This window comes from Pseudomonas sp. SD17-1, from assembly GCF_029201585.1.
GTDB lineage: Bacteria > Pseudomonadota > Gammaproteobacteria > Pseudomonadales > Pseudomonadaceae > Aquipseudomonas > Aquipseudomonas palmensis.
In genome coordinates this window covers 4,844,486-4,860,076 of record NZ_CP104044.1, presented here as the reverse complement: position 1 = coordinate 4,860,076, position 15,591 = coordinate 4,844,486, and the positions used below count along the sequence as shown (strand labels likewise).

General features: G+C 62.7%; 13 protein-coding genes, 5 tRNA genes and 2 pseudogenes. 12 read left to right on the top strand and 8 right to left on the bottom strand.

All coding sequences use genetic code 11. From position 1 onward, the window contains the following. Nucleotides 1-9: 9 nt before the first annotated feature. Nucleotides 10-1,032 (bottom strand): outer membrane protein assembly factor BamD, encoded by a 1,023-nt coding sequence (locus N0B28_RS22165; protein WP_043860317.1) that lies wholly within the window; start codon nucleotides 1,030-1,032, stop codon nucleotides 10-12. A gap of 150 nt (nucleotides 1,033-1,182) precedes the next feature. Between N0B28_RS22165 and rluD the strand changes: the two genes are divergently transcribed. From rluD to N0B28_RS22130, 7 genes are all read left to right on the top strand, one after another. Further along, nucleotides 1,183-2,145: a 23S rRNA pseudouridine(1911/1915/1917) synthase RluD gene (gene rluD / locus N0B28_RS22160; protein ID WP_043860318.1), complete on the top strand. Its 963-nt coding sequence runs from the start codon at nucleotides 1,183-1,185 to the stop codon at nucleotides 2,143-2,145. Beyond that, nucleotides 2,142-2,882: a peptidoglycan editing factor PgeF gene (pgeF, locus tag N0B28_RS22155; protein ID WP_100633439.1), complete on the top strand. Its 741-nt coding sequence runs from the start codon at nucleotides 2,142-2,144 to the stop codon at nucleotides 2,880-2,882. Before rluD ends, pgeF begins: the two co-directional genes overlap by 4 nt. A 125-nt stretch (nucleotides 2,883-3,007) precedes the next feature. Next, nucleotides 3,008-5,572, top strand: a complete 2,565-nt coding sequence (gene clpB / locus N0B28_RS22150) for an ATP-dependent chaperone ClpB (RefSeq protein ID WP_043860320.1) — start codon at nucleotides 3,008-3,010, stop codon at nucleotides 5,570-5,572. A gap of 302 nt (nucleotides 5,573-5,874) precedes the next feature. After that, nucleotides 5,875-5,950: transfer RNA gene (locus N0B28_RS22145), tRNA-Asn, on the top strand. A gap of 10 nt (nucleotides 5,951-5,960) precedes the next feature. After that, a tRNA-Pro gene (locus N0B28_RS22140) sits at nucleotides 5,961-6,037 on the top strand. A 5-nt stretch (nucleotides 6,038-6,042) separates the two neighbouring features. After that, a tRNA-Lys gene (locus N0B28_RS22135) sits at nucleotides 6,043-6,118 on the top strand. A gap of 99 nt (nucleotides 6,119-6,217) precedes the next feature. Beyond that, a tRNA-Pro gene (locus N0B28_RS22130) sits at nucleotides 6,218-6,294 on the top strand. A gap of 227 nt (nucleotides 6,295-6,521) precedes the next feature. Here the strand turns inward: N0B28_RS22130 and N0B28_RS22125 are convergent. The 3 genes from N0B28_RS22125 to N0B28_RS22115 form a co-directional block, all read right to left on the bottom strand. After that, entirely contained in the window at nucleotides 6,522-7,817 is a 1,296-nt protein-coding gene (locus N0B28_RS22125; RefSeq protein ID WP_236176793.1) for an NAD(P)/FAD-dependent oxidoreductase, read from the bottom strand. Between the two features lie 90 nt (nucleotides 7,818-7,907). Continuing rightward, nucleotides 7,908-8,081 (bottom strand): DUF3094 family protein, encoded by a 174-nt coding sequence (locus tag N0B28_RS22120; protein ID WP_043860322.1) that lies wholly within the window; start codon nucleotides 8,079-8,081, stop codon nucleotides 7,908-7,910. 168 nt (nucleotides 8,082-8,249) lie between these two features. After that, nucleotides 8,250-8,879, bottom strand: a complete 630-nt coding sequence (locus tag N0B28_RS22115) for a DUF1780 domain-containing protein (RefSeq protein WP_043860323.1) — start codon at nucleotides 8,877-8,879, stop codon at nucleotides 8,250-8,252. Between the two features lie 129 nt (nucleotides 8,880-9,008). On the opposite strand from N0B28_RS22115, the gene N0B28_RS22110 reads away from it, so the two are divergent. Further along, nucleotides 9,009-9,698, top strand: coding sequence for an energy-coupling factor ABC transporter permease (locus N0B28_RS22110; protein WP_043860324.1), 690 nt, complete (start codon nucleotides 9,009-9,011; stop codon nucleotides 9,696-9,698). Here N0B28_RS22110 and yacG read toward each other — a convergent pair. From yacG to N0B28_RS22090, 4 genes are read right to left on the bottom strand one after another with little or no spacing between them, the layout of a single operon-like run. After that, nucleotides 9,695-9,898: a DNA gyrase inhibitor YacG gene (gene yacG / locus N0B28_RS22105; RefSeq protein WP_043860325.1), complete on the bottom strand. Its 204-nt coding sequence runs from the start codon at nucleotides 9,896-9,898 to the stop codon at nucleotides 9,695-9,697. The genes N0B28_RS22110 and yacG overlap by 4 nt on opposite strands. Further along, nucleotides 9,895-10,518, bottom strand: a complete 624-nt coding sequence (gene coaE / locus N0B28_RS22100) for a dephospho-CoA kinase (RefSeq protein WP_078479476.1) — start codon at nucleotides 10,516-10,518, stop codon at nucleotides 9,895-9,897. The genes yacG and coaE overlap by 4 nt, the downstream gene beginning before the upstream one ends. Further along, nucleotides 10,515-11,384: an A24 family peptidase gene (locus tag N0B28_RS22095; protein ID WP_275728775.1), complete on the bottom strand. Its 870-nt coding sequence runs from the start codon at nucleotides 11,382-11,384 to the stop codon at nucleotides 10,515-10,517. The genes coaE and N0B28_RS22095 overlap by 4 nt, the downstream gene beginning before the upstream one ends. Before the next feature lie 2 nt (nucleotides 11,385-11,386). After that, nucleotides 11,387-12,595 (bottom strand): type II secretion system F family protein, encoded by a 1,209-nt coding sequence (locus N0B28_RS22090; protein WP_275728772.1) that lies wholly within the window; start codon nucleotides 12,593-12,595, stop codon nucleotides 11,387-11,389. Between the two features lie 216 nt (nucleotides 12,596-12,811). On the opposite strand from N0B28_RS22090, the gene N0B28_RS22085 reads away from it, so the two are divergent. From N0B28_RS22085 to N0B28_RS22070, 4 genes and pseudogenes are all read left to right on the top strand, one after another. Next, complete coding sequence (locus tag N0B28_RS22085; protein ID WP_275728770.1) at nucleotides 12,812-13,240, top strand: pilin; 429 nt, start codon at nucleotides 12,812-12,814, stop codon at nucleotides 13,238-13,240. A 56-nt stretch (nucleotides 13,241-13,296) separates the two neighbouring features. Beyond that, a tRNA-Thr gene (locus N0B28_RS22080) sits at nucleotides 13,297-13,372 on the top strand. Nucleotides 13,373-13,622: 250 nt separating this feature from the next. Then, nucleotides 13,623-14,558, top strand: a pseudogene (locus tag N0B28_RS22075) (site-specific integrase); the annotation flags it as partial. 927 nt (nucleotides 14,559-15,485) lie between these two features. Next, nucleotides 15,486-15,578: pseudogene (locus N0B28_RS22070) on the top strand (integrase); the annotation flags it as partial. Nucleotides 15,579-15,591: the final 13 nt, after the last annotated feature.

The following is a 15,591-nucleotide window of genomic DNA, read 5'->3' as shown; positions in this document are numbered from 1 at the left end:
TATGGCGTGTCAGTCGAACACGCCAAAGGTCATGTAGCTGAACCACGAACGGTCTTCGTTGTTGCCTTCGGCTTCGTGGTTTTCTTCTTCGATCACGTCGCCATTTTCGTCCTTGGGCAGCAGTTCCTGCGGGATCGCGTCTTTGGCGTCCTGGTACTGCTTCTGCACGTCCTGGTTGGCGCGGGTCTGGCCTGGCGGCAGCGGCGGCGCGCTGGAGATCAGGCCCAGGGTGGCCTTGGACAGCCACGAGCGGTTGTCCGCCTCGTCCTGCTGCGGCACGAACTGGCCGTCTTTCAGGCTCGGGTGATCGGGGTAGTTGAGTTTCAGGGTTTCCAGGCTGGTGGCTGCCAGTTCGTCCAGGTGCAGACGCATGTAGGCTTCGGTCATCACCGCCAGGCCGTCACCGACCGATGGGGTTTCCTGGAAGTTTTCCACCACGTAGCGGCCACGGTTGGCAGCGGCAACATACGCCTGACGGGTCAGGTAGTAGTCGGCCACGTGGATCTCGTAGGAGGCCAGCAGGTTGCGCAGGTAGATCATGCGCTGCTTGGCGTCCGGCGCGTAGCGGCTGTTGGGGAAGCGGCTGGTGAGCTGGGCGAACTCGTTGTACGAGTCACGCGCTGCGCCCGGGTCACGCTTGGTCATGTCCAGCGGCAGGAAGCGCGCCAGCAGGCCGCGGTCCTGGTCGAACGAGGTCAGGCCCTTGAGGTAATAGGCGTAGTCGACGTTCGGATGCTGCGGATGCAGGCGGATAAAGCGCTCGGCCGCCGACTTGGCAGCCTCGGGCTCGGCGTTCTTGTAGTTCGCGTAGATCAGCTCCAGCTGCGCCTGGTCGGCATAGCGGCCGAACGGGTACCGCGACTCCAGGGCCTTGAGCTTGGAGGTGGCGCTGGTATAGCTGTGGTTGTCCAGGTCGGCCTGCGCCTGCTGGTACAGCTCGGTTTCGCTGAGGTTTTCGTCGACGACTTCCTTCGAAGAACAAGCAGCGGTGAGTCCGAGGATGGCGATCAGCAGCAGGTGTTTCACTTGCATGGCGGCTTGCGTCCCTATGACGGCTGCTGTCTTGGGCGAGGCCGTCCTGTTATGATGAGCACCCCGTTGGAACCCTCGGGGCAAAAGACGCCGTATTTAACCACAAGCGTGCAGCTGAAACCAAAGGCTGTGCCTCCGCCTGATTCGAGCATGTCCGAGAAAATTGAACTTCGCGCAGAGGTACCGTCCGAATTGGGCGGGCAACGCCTCGACCAAGTCGCCGCCCAACTGTTTGCCGAGCACTCGCGCTCGCGCCTTTCCGCCTGGATCAAAGAAGGCCTACTGACCGTCGATGGCAACGTCGTGCGTCCGCGCGACATCGTCCATGGCGGCGCCCTGCTGGCGCTTGACGCCGAGCAGGAAGCCCAGGGCGAGTGGGTGGCGCAGGACATCGAACTGGACATCGTCTACGAAGACGAGCACATCCTGGTCATCAACAAGCCGGCCGGGCTTGTGGTGCACCCGGCTGCCGGTCATGCCGACGGCACCCTGCTCAATGCCCTGCTGCACCACGTGCCGGACATCATCAACGTGCCGCGCGCCGGCATCGTGCACCGCCTCGACAAGGACACCACCGGTCTGATGGTGGTGGCCAAGACCATTCAGGCGCAGACCCAGCTGGTAGCCCAGTTGCAAAGTCGCAGCGTCAGCCGCATCTATGAATGCATCGTGATCGGCGTGGTTACCGCAGGCGGCAAGATCAACGCCCCGATCGGTCGTCACGGCCAGCAGCGCCAGCGCATGGCGGTGATGGAGGGCGGCAAGCAGGCCGTCAGCCACTATCGCGTGCTCGAACGCTTCCGTTCGCACACCCACGTGCGGGTCAAGCTGGAAACCGGGCGTACCCACCAGATCCGCGTGCACATGGCCCACGTCAACTTCCCGTTGGTCGGCGACCCGGTATACGGCGGGCGCTTCCGCATCCCGCCGGCGGCCAGCGTGACCATGGTCGACGCGCTCAAGACCTTCCCGCGCCAGGCCCTGCACGCACGCTTCCTGGAGCTGGATCACCCGGTGACCGGTGAGCGCATGGGCTGGGAGTCGTCCCTGCCGGACGACTTCGTATGGCTGCTGTCGCTGCTCAAGCAGGACCGCGAGGCCTTCGTCGGATGAGCCCGCTGACGCACCACCTGCTGACCCCCGACTGGCCTGCGCCAGCCTGGGTCAAGGCGTGCGTCACCACCCGGGGCGGCGGCGTGAGCCTGGCGCCCTACGATTCGTTGAACCTGGGCGACCACGTCGGTGACGCCCAGGCCGCAGTGGCCGAGAACCGTCGGCGCCTGACCGCGCAGTTCGCCATCCAGCCCGCCTGGCTCAAGCAGGTGCACGGCATCGATGTGGTCGAGGCCGACCCGGCGCGGGTTGCCGAAGCCGACGCCAGCTGCACCAGCACCCCCGGCATCGCCTGCACGTCCATGACCGCCGACTGCCTGCCGGTACTGTTCTGCGACCGTGCCGGCACCCGCGTGGGCGCTGCCCATGCCGGCTGGCGCGGGCTGGTGGGCGGTGTGCTGGAGGCCACGCTCGATGCGCTGGGCGTACCGGCCAGCGAGGTGCTGGTATGGCTGGGCCCGGCCATCGGGCCCCAGGCGTTCGAAGTGGGCGGCGAAGTGCGCGAAGCCTTCATGACCGTTCATCCGGAAAGTGCCAGCGCCTTCGTGGCGGGGGCGCAGCCCGGCAAGTTCATGGCCGACATCTATGCACTGGCGCGCATTCGCCTGGCGGCCCGTGGCATCACTGCCGTGTATGGCGGCGGCCTGTGCACCGTGAGCGACCCACGCTTCTATTCCTACCGTCGCAGCCCCGTTACCGGGCGCTTCGCTTCGCTGATCTGGCTGGCGCCTCGCTGACCTGGATCAAGCCCGCTACGCTTGAATCTTCCACAATCACCCTTATCTATAGGGGTATCTCAGGCAGGTTTTTCTTCATCAGGTGTGTCCATCGCTCCGGCCTGCCCATTAAAGGAAGGTAAGTTATGCGAATAGACCGTTTGACCAGCAAGCTGCAACTGGCGTTATCCGACTCCCAGTCCCTGGCGGTTGGCATGGATCACCCCGCGATCGAGCCTGCGCACCTGTTGCAGGCGCTGATCGACCAGCAGGGTGGTTCGATCAAGCCCCTGTTGATGCAGGTGGGCTTCGACGTCAACAGCCTGCGCAAGGAACTGGGCAAAGAACTCGACCAGTTGCCAAAAATCCAGAACCCTACCGGCGACGTCAACATGTCGCAGGACCTGGCACGCCTGCTCAACCAGGCCGATCGCCTGGCCCAGCAGAAGGGCGACCAGTTCATCTCCAGCGAGCTCGTGCTGCTGGCGGCCATGGACGAGAACAGCAAGCTCGGCAAGTTGCTGCTCGGCCAGGGCGTGAGCAAGAAGGCGCTTGAAAACGCCATCAGCAACCTGCGCGGCGGCGAAGCGGTGAACGACCCCAACGCCGAGGAATCGCGTCAGGCTTTGGACAAATACACCGTCGACCTGACCAAGCGTGCCGAAGACGGCAAGCTCGACCCGGTGATCGGCCGTGACGACGAGATCCGTCGCACCATCCAGGTGCTGCAACGCCGTACCAAGAACAACCCGGTGCTCATCGGTGAGCCTGGCGTGGGTAAGACTGCCATCGCCGAAGGCCTGGCCCAGCGCATCATCAATGGCGAAGTGCCCGATGGTCTGAAGGGCAAGCGCCTGCTGTCGCTGGACATGGGCGCGCTGATTGCCGGCGCCAAGTTCCGCGGCGAGTTCGAAGAGCGCCTCAAAGGCCTGCTCAACGAGCTGTCCAAGCAGGAAGGCCAGATCATCCTGTTCATCGACGAGCTGCACACCATGGTCGGCGCCGGTAAAGGCGAAGGCTCGATGGATGCCGGCAACATGCTCAAGCCTGCGCTGGCGCGCGGCGAGCTGCACTGCGTCGGTGCCACCACGCTGAACGAGTACCGCCAGTACATCGAGAAGGATGCGGCGCTGGAGCGTCGGTTCCAGAAGGTATTGGTAGAGGAGCCGAGCGAGGAAGACACCATCGCCATCCTGCGTGGCCTCAAGGAGCGTTACGAGGTGCACCACAAGGTGGCGATCACCGACGGCGCGATCATTGCCGCGGCCAAGCTCAGCCATCGCTACATCACCGATCGTCAGTTGCCCGACAAGGCCATTGACCTGATCGACGAGGCGGCCAGCCGCATCCGCATGGAGATCGACTCCAAGCCCGAGGTGCTCGACCGCCTGGAGCGTCGCCTGATTCAACTGAAGGTGGAATCCCAGGCGCTGAAGAAGGAAGACGACGAGGCGGCCCTCAAGCGCCTCGAGAAGCTGACCGAGGAGATCGTGCGGCTGGAGCGTGAGTACTCCGACCTGGAAGAGATCTGGACCTCGGAAAAAGCCGAAGTGCAGGGCTCTGCGCAGATCCAGCAAAAGATCGAGCAGTCCCGTCAGGAGCTGGAAACCGCCCGCCGCAAGGGCGACCTGAGCCGCATGGCCGAGCTGCAGTACGGGGTGATCCCGGACCTGGAGCGCAGCCTGCAGATGGTCGACCAGCATGGCAAGGCCGAAAACCAGCTGCTGCGCAACAAGGTGACCGAGGAAGAGATCGCCGAGGTGGTGTCGAAGTGGACCGGTATCCCGGTATCCAAGATGCTCGAAGGCGAGCGCGAGAAGCTGCTGAAGATGGAAAGCCTGCTGCACCAGCGCGTGATCGGCCAGGAAGAGGCCGTGGTGGCCGTGGCCAACGCGGTGCGTCGTTCGCGGGCCGGGTTGTCCGACCCTAACCGGCCAAGTGGTTCGTTCCTGTTCCTGGGCCCTACCGGTGTGGGTAAAACCGAGCTGTGCAAGGCCCTGGCCGAGTTCCTGTTCGACACCGAAGAGGCCATGGTGCGTATCGACATGTCCGAGTTCATGGAGAAACATTCCGTGGCGCGGCTGATTGGTGCACCGCCAGGCTACGTGGGTTACGAAGAGGGCGGCTACCTGACCGAAGCCGTGCGGCGCAAACCCTATGCGGTAGTGCTGCTGGACGAGGTCGAGAAGGCCCACCCGGACGTGTTCAACGTGTTGCTGCAAGTGCTTGAAGACGGTCGCCTGACCGACAGTCATGGCCGTACCGTGGACTTTCGCAACACGGTGATCGTGATGACCTCCAACCTGGGGTCGGCACAGATCCAGGAACTGGTGGGTGATCGCGAGGCGCAGCGCGCTGCGGTGATGGATGCGGTGGGTTCGCATTTCCGCCCCGAGTTCGTCAACCGTATCGACGAAGTGGTGGTGTTCGAGCCTCTGGGTCGCGACCAGATCGCCGGTATCACCCAGATCCAGCTGTCGCGTCTGCGCAGCCGTCTGGCCGAACGCGAGCTGAGCCTGGAGCTGAGCCCCGAGGCCCTCGACAAGCTGATCGCGGTCGGTTACGACCCGGTGTATGGCGCACGGCCGCTGAAACGGGCGATCCAGCGCTGGATCGAGAACCCGCTGGCGCAACTGATTCTGTCGGGTCAGTTCATGCCGGGCAGCAGCATCACCGCCAAGCTGGAGGGCGAAGAGATCGTCTTTGCCTGAGTTTTCGGCGGGTTACGCTAAGGCCTCGATTTTCGAGGCCTTTTTTCTTTGCATTTTGCTTCGAGTGCTTGTAAAGTGCGCCCCGCTGTATGTCACCCCGCAGGTTTCCGGCAGAAGTGGGAATCTGAAAAAAAGTTGCAAATCAGTGTGTTGAATGCAAATTAAGGGTTGACAAGGGTTTTGAAGATTGTAGAATAGCGCGCCTCAGAGACATGAACGCAGCGATGCACAAGGTCAAAGAGTTCGAAGCGGTAGCGATACAGTTTTCGAAATTGCAGCAAGTTGTACTTGAAATTGATAGTTCCGCGATAGCTCAGTCGGTAGAGCAAATGACTGTTAATCATTGGGTCCCAGGTTCGAGTCCTGGTCGCGGAGCCAAATTTCAAACCGGGGTATAGCGCAGTCCGGTAGCGCGCCTGCTTTGGGAGCAGGATGTCAGGAGTTCGAATCCCCTTACCCCGACCATATTTGGGTCGTTAGCTCAGTTGGTAGAGCAGTTGGCTTTTAACCAATTGGTCGTAGGTTCGAATCCTACACGACCCACCATTTTTGAATCCGGTTCGCTGGGTTTGAATCTTAAAAGGTTGGTACGCCATTAGCGTCCAGCCATTAAAAAAGGCACCTTAATCGGTGTCTTTTTTTTACCGGGGTATAGCGCAGTCCGGTAGCGCGCCTGCTTTGGGAGCAGGATGTCAGGAGTTCGAATCCCCTTACCCCGACCATCTTCAGAAAAAGGGCACCTTGCAAAAGGTGCCCTTTTTCGTTTGCGCGGGGTTTAGCGCGTGTGCAGCCAGCTGGCGGTACTGCCTATGCCCAGCACCTCCTGCAGGGGGCTGTAGTGCGCGCATCCGCGCCTCGTCGAAATACAACTCGCCCCGGGTCAACCGCACGCCAGTGGCCTGGCGCCCATCCGGCCCCGGCAGGGCGCCGGGGCGGACGGGGGTAGCCGTCAGTGCAGCTTGAGGCGGGGTTCGGTACCGCGGCCGATACGGCTGCCGAGCATCAGCATCAGCGTGCGGAAGGTGCCATACAGCGCCATCTGGTGCATGCGGTACAGCGACACATAGAACATCCGCGCCAGCCAGCCTTCGAGCATCACACTGCCGGTGAGGTTGCCCATCAGGTTGCCCACTGCCGAGAAGCGCGACAGCGAGACCAGCGAGCCGTAGTCGCGGTACGCGTAGGTGGGCAACGGCTTGCCCTCCAGGCGCGCCTTGAGCCCTTTGGCCAGCAGCGAGGCCTGCTGGTGGGCGGCCTGGGCGCGCGGCGGCACATTGCGGTCGCTGCCCGGCTGCGGGCAGGCGGCGCAGTCGCCGAACGCGAAGATGTCATCGTCCAGGGTGGTCTGCAGGGTAGGGCGCACCACCAGTTGGTTGATGCGGTTGGTTTCCAGCCCGTCGATGTCCTTGAGGAACGCCGGGGCGCGGATACCGGCCGCCCACACCTTGAGGCTGGCGTGGATCACCTCGCCGTTGGCGGTCTTGAGCGAGTCTGCGGTGACCTCGCTCACCGACGCGTTGGTCAGCACCGTCACGCCGAGTTTTTCCAGGGTTTTGTGCACCGGCACGCTGATGCGCTCGGGCAGTGCCGGCAACACCCGTGGGCCGGCCTCGATCAGGGTGATCTGCATGTCCTTGGGCTGGATGCGGTCCAGGCCATAGGCGGCCAGTTCGTGGGCGGCATGGTGCAGCTCCGCCGCCAGCTCCACGCCGGTGGCACCGGCACCCACGATCGCCACGCTGATCTTCTCGCTGGCAAGGTCGCCGGCGTGGGCGCGCAGGTAGTGGTTGAGCAACTGCTGGTGGAAGCGCTCGGCCTGCTTGCGGGTGTCGAGGAACAGGCAATGCTGCGCCGCACCCAGGGTGCCGAAGTCGTTGGTGTTGCTTCCCACCGCGATCACCAGCGTGTCATACGCCAGGGTGCGCGCCGGCAGCAGCTCGCGGCCGTCCTCGTCGAGGGTGGCGGCCAGCTGGATCTGCTTGCTCGAACGCTCCAGGCCGCTCATGCGCCCCAGCTGGAACTGGAAGTGGTTCCACTTGGCCTGGGCCACGTAGTTGAGCTCGTCTTCGGAGGAATTGAGCGAACCGGCCGCCACTTCGTGCAGCAGCGGCTTCCAGATGTGGGTCAGGTTGGCATCGACCAGGGTAATCGCGGCGGTGCCGCGCTTGCCCAGGGTCTTACCCAGGCGGGTCGCCAGTTCCAGGCCGCCGGCGCCGCCGCCGACAATCACGATACGGTGAGTCATGGGGATATCTCATAAGGTTTGCGGAATTCTGGGTTGGGTCCTGAGTGGCCGGCCGCGCAGGGCGGGCGGTTTGGGCGAGCGCAAGGCAGCTCATAGCACCAGGTGGCTCAGGAGGCGGCTCAACAGGCCAAGGCTGATCGTCACGCCCACCACCAGAGCAAGGAGCAGCCATGGCCTGAAAGGCTTGCGCTCGACTTGGTGTTGGGGGGCACGCAGGTATTCATCGACTCGTCGCTGGTCTTCGGGGTTCAGGCGGCTGGTCATGGAGGCCTCGTCAGGTAGACGCATAGGACTGTGGGAACGCTACAGTGTTCACTGTAGTCCGTCGCCAAAGGCTTACCTGGGGGATCGAAGCGCTCGTGACAGCGAATGATTGCGCTTTGTATCACCCGCGCCGCATTTATGCCATCCCGCTTTGGCAGGGGGCGGCGATCACAGGCTGATCCCCACATCGAAGACGATGCTGCGCCCCAGGTTGGCGCGCAGAAAATCCGGCGCATCGGGGTGGGCGAACAGCACCCGGGCGAAGGTCGGGCCCACCAGCGACAGCGAGCGCCAGCCCTGGCGCAGGTATTCTGTGGGCGGCGGGAAGTGGCTGTTGAGGTCGAGCACTTCGCGCTTGAGGCTGGCGAAGGCAATGATGTCCAGTTCGCCCAGGTCCAGGTTGCGTTCGCGGTAGTTGTGCGACTTCTTGCGCAGGGTGGGCGCCAGGCGCTGCAGCAGCTCCTGCGCACTGATGCGTCGCGGCCGGGCCTCGCGCCTTACCAGCTGCGCGAGGGAAAACGCGCTGCGCCGGCGCTGCAGTTCTTCGCGCCATTCGTCGTTGAGCCGGCGCCCTTCGTCGAGCACGAAGAACACCTCGAAGGCGGCATCGCGAAACAGCACGTCGGGTGGCTCCTGACCGGCGGCGGTGAAGTCCTCGCTGCGGTAAGGGATGTTCAGGCCTTGCAGCAGGCGCTGGCATACCCAACGCTCGCGCTCCCATTTGCGGGCATTGGACAGGAACGCATTGGCTTGTTCGGCCTGAATGGTTAGCAGGCGCAGGTAGTCTGAGTCATCCATGGGCACAAGCTTAGCGCCCAAATCATGACAACGCTGCATTCCAGGCCCGGTGGATGGCGGCAACAGGCCGTGGAACGGTGTGTAGAATGAGCCATCGTCGGGCGCAATGCACACAAGGGGCAGACAGCCGTGATTGGCGCACAAGTGTTATCGGAACAAAGCCTGCTGCTGGGCTGGCTGTGCTATGTGCCGCTGCTGCTGTGGGCGGTTTGGCGCGCGCCGTGGGTCGAGCTGTTCACCGACCGGCGGCGCCAGCACCTGCTGTTCGGCACCATCTTCGCGCTGTTCGCGTTGTGGCTGGTACGCCGCGACTTCGACACCGGCGTGTCGTACCACTTCATCGGCATGACCGCCGTGACCCTGCTGCTGGACTGGCCGCTGGCAATCGTCGGTGGCCTGGTGGCGCAGGTGGGGCTGGTGGCGCTGGGGCGTCAGGACCTGGCGGCGATGGGCGTCAACGGCCTGCTGCTGATTGGCCTGCCGGTGCTGGTGACGGAGGGGGTGGCCATACTGGTGGAGCGCGCACAGCCTAAAAACCTGTTCGTGTACATCTTCTGTTCGGGGTTTTTCGCCGCCGCGCTGGCGACCTTGCTGTGCCTGCTGGCCAGCCTTGGCTGGCTGTGGCTGGACGGTATCTTCGTGATGCCCGAATGGCTGTCGGACTTCATCGGCTACCTGTGGCTGATCATCTTCCCCGAGGCCTTCATCAACGGCATGGTAATCAGTGCGCTGGTGGTGTTCTGCCCCGAGTGGCTGGAAACCTTCAACCGGACCCGCTACCTGCAGGCCCCGTGGAAGGACGACGAACCGCGCGGTTAGTGTTCGCGCGGGTTGAAGTCGCCGGAGAACAGCTCGTCTTCGGCATCCGGTGCCACCGGAATCTTGTGCTCTTCAGCGGCCCAGGCACCCAGGTCGATCAGCTTGCAGCGGTCGGAGCAGAATGGCCGATAGGTATTTGTGGCACTCCATTCAACAGGGGCGCCACAGGTCGGGCAGTCTACGGTCAGGGGTTGGCTCATGCTTGGCCTCCACGCAAAGTCAGGTAAAAGTGATGCAGGCGGTCGACCTCCGAATGCAGCCAGGCCAGGTCGCGGTCGTTGACGATCACGTCGTGGGCATGGCGCAGGCGCTCTTCGCGGCTGGTCTGCGCCTTGAGAATGGCCTGCACCTGTTCGGGGCTGGTCTGGTCGCGCTGCAGTGTACGCTCGATCTGCAAGGCCTGCGGCGCGTCGATCACCAGCAGGCGCTGGGTGCGCTGATACTGGCCCGACTCGATCATCAACGGTGAAACGAACACCGCATAGGGCGACTCGGCCTTGGCCAGGTAGCTGAAGATCTCCTGGCCGATCAGCGGATGCAGCAGGGCTTCCACCCAGCGGCGTTGCGCCGGGTCGCTGAAGATCAGCTGGCGCAGCGCGGCGCGGTCCAGTTGCCCGTCGCTTTGCAGCACGCCGGGGCCGAAATGCTCCACCAGGCTGGCCAGCGCCGGGCGCCCGGGCTCGACCACCCAGCGTGCGGCCTGGTCGGCATCCACCAGGTGCACGCCCAGCTCGATGAAGCGTTGTGCCGCGGCGCTCTTGCCACTGCCGATGCCACCGGTGAGGCCGAGAATCCAGGGTGTGAAGGCGGGTGTGGTCATTGCAGTCCGGCAAATTGCAGATAGGAAGTGGTCATTTGACCACCCCAGAGCAGCGCGATCCAGCCCGCAATGGCCAGATAGGGCCCAAACGGAATCGGCGTGCTCGCCTGCTGGTTGCGCAGGCGCAGCAGTACCAGGCCCAGCAGCGCGCCCACCAGCGAGGCCAGCAGCAGCGTCAGCGGCAGGATCTGCCAGCCGCCCCAGGCGCCGAGCATGGCCAGCAGCTTGAAATCGCCATAGCCCATGCCCTCCTTGCCGGTGACCAGCTTGAACAGCCAGTACACCGTCCACAGGCTCAGGTAGCCGGCCACGGCGCCCCACAGCGCCTGGTCCAGCGGCACGAACACCTCGAAGGCATTGAGTATCAGCCCCAGCCACAGCAGCGGCAGCACCAGCACATCGGGCAGCAACTGATGCTCGATATCGATCAGGCTCATTGCCAGCAGGCCCCAGCTCAACAGCATGAACGCCGCCGCGCTGGCGCTGAAGCCGAAATGCCAGGCCGCGAACAGGCCAAGCCCTGCGCAGGCCAGCTCCACCAGTGGGTAGCGCGGGCTGATCGATGCCTTGCAGGCCGAACAGCGCCCGCGCAGGCACAGGTAACTCAGCACCGGGATGTTCTCCCACGCGCGGATGCGGTGCTGGCAGTGCGGGCAGTGGGAGTGGGGCAGCATCAGGTCGAAACGTGGCTCGGCCGGGCTGGGCAGCTCCAGCACTTCACGGGCCTCACTGCGCCATTGGCGCTCCAGCATCATTGGCAGGCGATGCACCAGTACATTGATGAAGCTGCCCACAATCAGGCCAAGCAACAGGGCGAAGCATTGGTAGGCCAGCGGCTGGCGGGCCAGGGTTTCGAACAGGTCCATAGTCAGATCACATCGCCCAGCTGGAAGATCGGCAGGTACATGGCGACCACCAGGCTGCCCACCACCAGCCCGAGAATCAGCACGATCATCGGCTCCAGCAGGCTGGCCAGGTTGTCGAGCCATTCGTCGACGGCCGTTTCGTGGTGGCTGGCGATCCGGTCGAGCATATCGTCGAGCGTGCCGGATGTCTCGCCAATGGCGCACATCTGTACCGCCAGGCACGGGAACAGCGGCTCGTTGCGCATCGCCGCGCTCATCGACAGGCCGTTGCCGATGGCCTGGCGCAGGCGCAGCACGGCCTGCTCGTAAAGCGTATTGCCGCACGCGGCGGCCACCGGCCCCAGGGCTTCGGTGAGCGGTACGCCGGCACTGAACGACGTCGCCAGGGTGCGCGCAAAACGAGCCAGCGCCGCATGCTGCATCACTGCGCCCAGAACCGGCATGCGCAGCCCCTGGCGCAACATCCACAAACGCACCGCCTGCTCACGCTCGAAGGCGCGGCGCAGGGCAAATCCCGTGGCCAGCATTACCCCAAGCACCCACAGCAGATACTGCCCCAGCCAGTCGGCCAGGTTGATGACAGCCTGGGTGAAGGCCGGCAACGGCGCGCCGAAGCCTGCGAACATGGCCTGAAACTGCGGCACCACCTTGAGCAACAGCAGCGCCGCCACCCCCAACCCCACCAGCAGCACCAGCGCGGGGTAGACCATGGCCTTTTTCAGCCGGGCCCGCAGCGCCTGGCGTTTCTCCTGCAGCGTTGCCAACTGGTCGAGCAGGCTGTCCAGGCAGCCGGTTTGTTCACCCACGGCCACCAGGTTGCAATACAGGCTGTCGAACTGGCGCGGGTGCCTGCGCAGCGCATCGGCCAGGCCGCAGCCGGCGGCGATATCGTTTTTGAGGGTGCCCAGCAGGCGGCGCAGCGGTGGGTTGTTGATGCCTTCGGCGATCATGCCCAGCCCTTGCAGCAGCGGCACGCCGGCCTTGAACAACGTTGCCAGCTGGCGGCTGAAGCGGGTGATGTCCTTGGCGCCGAGCGAAGCGGGCAATTGCAGGGTAATACGGCGTGCCGCGTTCACCTGGGTAGGGCGTATGCCGCGACCGCGCAGCAGCGCCTTCACCAGCGCACTGTTCTGCCCGCTTCTGTGCCCGCTCACGTGGGCGCCGGAGCGGTCGATGCCTTGCCAGGCATAGGTTTTTGTCTTGTGGTTCATCGCTACCTCCCTGCAGCGGTGGACAGTCACAAACCCTGTAACAGCTTCAGGGTGATAGGCTCGGGCAATCCCGCCCGGTGGCCACTAGAGTAGTCGAGCGCGGTGCTGGGTTAAGTACCCGCAGGGTGACAAAAGGTGTCTGTTCGGGCCTACTGGCGCGCTGGTCTGCGGCGGTGCCCGTGGCGGGATTTGTGAGTTTTTGCGAGGGGAGTGCCCATGAAGGGACAGCGCGGTATTACATTGATTGAGTTGATGATCGTGGTGGCGATCATCGGCATTCTGGCGACCATTGCCATGCCCATGTACACCAACCACCAGGCGCGGGCCAAGGCCACGGCGGCGCTGGCCGAGGTGTCGGCATTGAAGACCGCCTTCGAAGTGCAGATCAACCAGGGCAAGGACGTGGCCGATGTCGTCGCCCTTGGCGGCCAGCCGACAACGGCCAACTGCACCTTGAGTGCGCAGGGCGTGGCGGCGACCGGTGTGGGCACCCTTGCATGCGTGCTGGTGGATGCGCCGGCGCCGGTGGCGGGCAAGCACCTGACCTGGGCCCGTTCGGCCACGGGCTGGGCGTGCAGCACCGATATCGAGGCCGACCTGGCCCCGGCCGGGTGCACCGCGGTGCAGGCGAGTGCTGGGCAATAGCTGTTGATAAACAGTGATTTGCGAAAGCGTGGCGGCAATGGTAGCGTTGTCGCCACGCCGGTGTAGCTCAGTCGGTAGAGCAGCGCACTCGTAACGCGAAGGTCGCAGGTTCGATTCCTGTCTCCGGCACCAGTTCAGGTTCCAGCGAAGGCTACCAAAATCTCTGGAACCCCCGTGAAACCCGCCTTATGGCGGGTTTTTTCGTTATGGCGTTCCGTCGGAATCCGACAGCTGCCAGCCGATTTAGGGGTAACGTTTGGGATAAAGTCGATTCGATAAAGGGGTTTACCCTTATGGCTCGTACTACTGCTCCACTTACACACCGCCTGCCGTTCAGCCAAACCTACTGACCACCCCTAGAAGCTTTTCGACGGTGATGGTTGGCCATTCGAGGACCGTGTCGAGTCGATTGAAGACTCACGTATTCCCGCTGCTAGGCGCACGCGCCATTGTTGATCTGGATACCTTCGACCTCATACAACCGCTGGAAGAGATCAAGAAACGCGGCACGATCGATGTGGCTTTGAGGGTACAAAACTACCTTCAAAGCATCATGCGTGAGGTGAGGCGGCTGCGGCTGCTCACTGTGAACCCGGCATATGATCTTGAGGGCTTCATCAGCGCGCCACGGGTTACACACCGACATGCACTCCCGCTGTCAAGTCTGCCTGAGTTGATGAATCGCATCGAGAACTACAACGGGCGCACTCTCACTCGGCTGGCCGTCATGCTGTCGTTGCATGTGTTCGTATGGTCCAGCGAATTGCGCTTCGCACGTTAGAGTGAGTTCTACCTTAAGCGCGGCATCTGGGAGATACCAGACACACGACCTGCGTTGGATGGCGTTCCGTATTCGACCAGAGGGACGAAGATGGCGGGCGATATCCACTTAGTCTCTCTGTCACCGCAAGCGGTGGCGTTGCTCGAACAGATTCATGCGATCACGGCATACTTCGACCTGGTGTTCATCAGTGACGCTCGCTCGTGGAAGCCTATGTCCGAGAACACGGTCAACAGCGCTTTGCGGAACATGGTTTACGACACCAAGACCGGAATCTGTGGGCATGGTTTCCGGTCCATGGCGTGCAGTGCCTTGGTCGAATCCGGGCTTTGGTCAGAGACCGCTATCGAACGGCAGATGAGCCAAAGGGAGCGCAACAACGTTCGGGCGGCGTATATCCACAAGGCCGAGTTCCTGGAGGAGCGGCGAATGATCATGAGTTGGTGGAACCGATACCTCGAAGCGAACCGGCAGGAGCATATCTCGCCGCATGAGTTCGCGAATCAGACCGGTGCAAACGTTTCTAGCCTAAGATCAACGCTTGGCGCAGTCGAGGGAGCGCACGGCTTTGAAATTTCGGTTATCCGCTTTCTATGCTGGTCCATCCAAACAGGGCTGCACAGCTGCCCTGTTTGGATGGACCTCACCTATAAAATAAAATGCATCAAATCGGCCGCTGGAAACCACGGGATTCCATACACGCCTAATACCATTTTCAACCGGATAATCCAGCGGGCGTGTTACTTGACCCTCTGGGGTTGCGGGCGTAGAAAAGAAAGTGCAAAGGCTGTCTTTGACAGCACCCCAAGTGACCCGAGCCTTCAAGGTCACGTCGCTCTCACGGTGGTTCTCCCCAAAGGCGATTTGCATCCGGCAGCTCACCCGGTCACTACCCATGGGATGGATGCTTTTACACCTTTGGCGCTCGTGCGCCAAATACACCTTCCTCGCTGCCCTGCAGCAACCTATCCGCTTGGCCAATTTTTTGCGCCAACCTGTGCTCGTCTCTTCCTCCTGGAAAGAGACGGACACTTCTAACACTGCTGCAGCCCTGATCGCATGTGGCTTTGCGGCAATCCCCTCGTGACAATCGGTGTGACGAACTCCGATTTCACCAGCAATAGCCATGTAGGTGATGGTGCCGCAGACCAAGGAATGGACTGCACTTAAATGACAGTCAGCATGCCCCAGTCATCGCATTGCTTGCTGCTTGCACATGGCTCAGGACCTCGCGGCACTAGTCTCGTCAGCCAATGCAGCCTCCACCCGCCTACCGGTAACGGTGTTCAGGAGGCCAGATCCTGAGATGCCCTTGCTCCCGGGCGTAAGGAGCCGCCAGTACCGCGTTAGAGGACATCTCTAAAGGTCGCAGGGGCCTTGATCCCTGATAACACTCAGCATTCTTGGCGGGATGACGTGGGGCGAGAACTGGAGAGCAGAAGATGAGGGGAGCGATATGGCTCATTGGTGGGCAGACACGATGGTCGTAATTTCGGTTACGACAGGCAATTGAGCTACGCAGGGCCGCAGGCGCTGAAAGATATGTTCGGCGGTGGCTCGATATTACTAT

Excerpts from the sequence above, each read along its gene's own strand:
- N0B28_RS22125 (WP_236176793.1), bottom strand. The coding sequence starts at position 7,817 with ATGACTCACCGTATCGTGATTGTCGGCGGCGGCGCCGGCGGCCTGGAA.
- yacG (WP_043860325.1), bottom strand. The coding sequence starts at position 9,898 with ATGAGCCAACCCCTGACCGTAGACTGCCCGACCTGTGGCGCCCCTGTT.
- coaE (WP_078479476.1), bottom strand. The coding sequence starts at position 10,518 with ATGACCACACCCGCCTTCACACCCTGGATTCTCGGCCTCACCGGTGGC.
- pgeF (WP_100633439.1), top strand. The coding sequence starts at position 2,142 with ATGAGCCCGCTGACGCACCACCTGCTGACCCCCGACTGGCCTGCGCCA.
- N0B28_RS22085 (WP_275728770.1), top strand. The coding sequence starts at position 12,812 with ATGAAGGGACAGCGCGGTATTACATTGATTGAGTTGATGATCGTGGTG.
- rluD (WP_043860318.1), top strand. The coding sequence starts at position 1,183 with ATGTCCGAGAAAATTGAACTTCGCGCAGAGGTACCGTCCGAATTGGGC.
- N0B28_RS22095 (WP_275728775.1), bottom strand. The coding sequence starts at position 11,384 with ATGGACCTGTTCGAAACCCTGGCCCGCCAGCCGCTGGCCTACCAATGC.
- N0B28_RS22120 (WP_043860322.1), bottom strand. The coding sequence starts at position 8,081 with ATGACCAGCCGCCTGAACCCCGAAGACCAGCGACGAGTCGATGAATAC.
- N0B28_RS22165 (WP_043860317.1), bottom strand. The coding sequence starts at position 1,032 with ATGCAAGTGAAACACCTGCTGCTGATCGCCATCCTCGGACTCACCGCT.
- N0B28_RS22115 (WP_043860323.1), bottom strand. The coding sequence starts at position 8,879 with ATGGATGACTCAGACTACCTGCGCCTGCTAACCATTCAGGCCGAACAA.
- clpB (WP_043860320.1), top strand. The coding sequence starts at position 3,008 with ATGCGAATAGACCGTTTGACCAGCAAGCTGCAACTGGCGTTATCCGAC.
- N0B28_RS22090 (WP_275728772.1), bottom strand. The coding sequence starts at position 12,595 with ATGAACCACAAGACAAAAACCTATGCCTGGCAAGGCATCGACCGCTCC.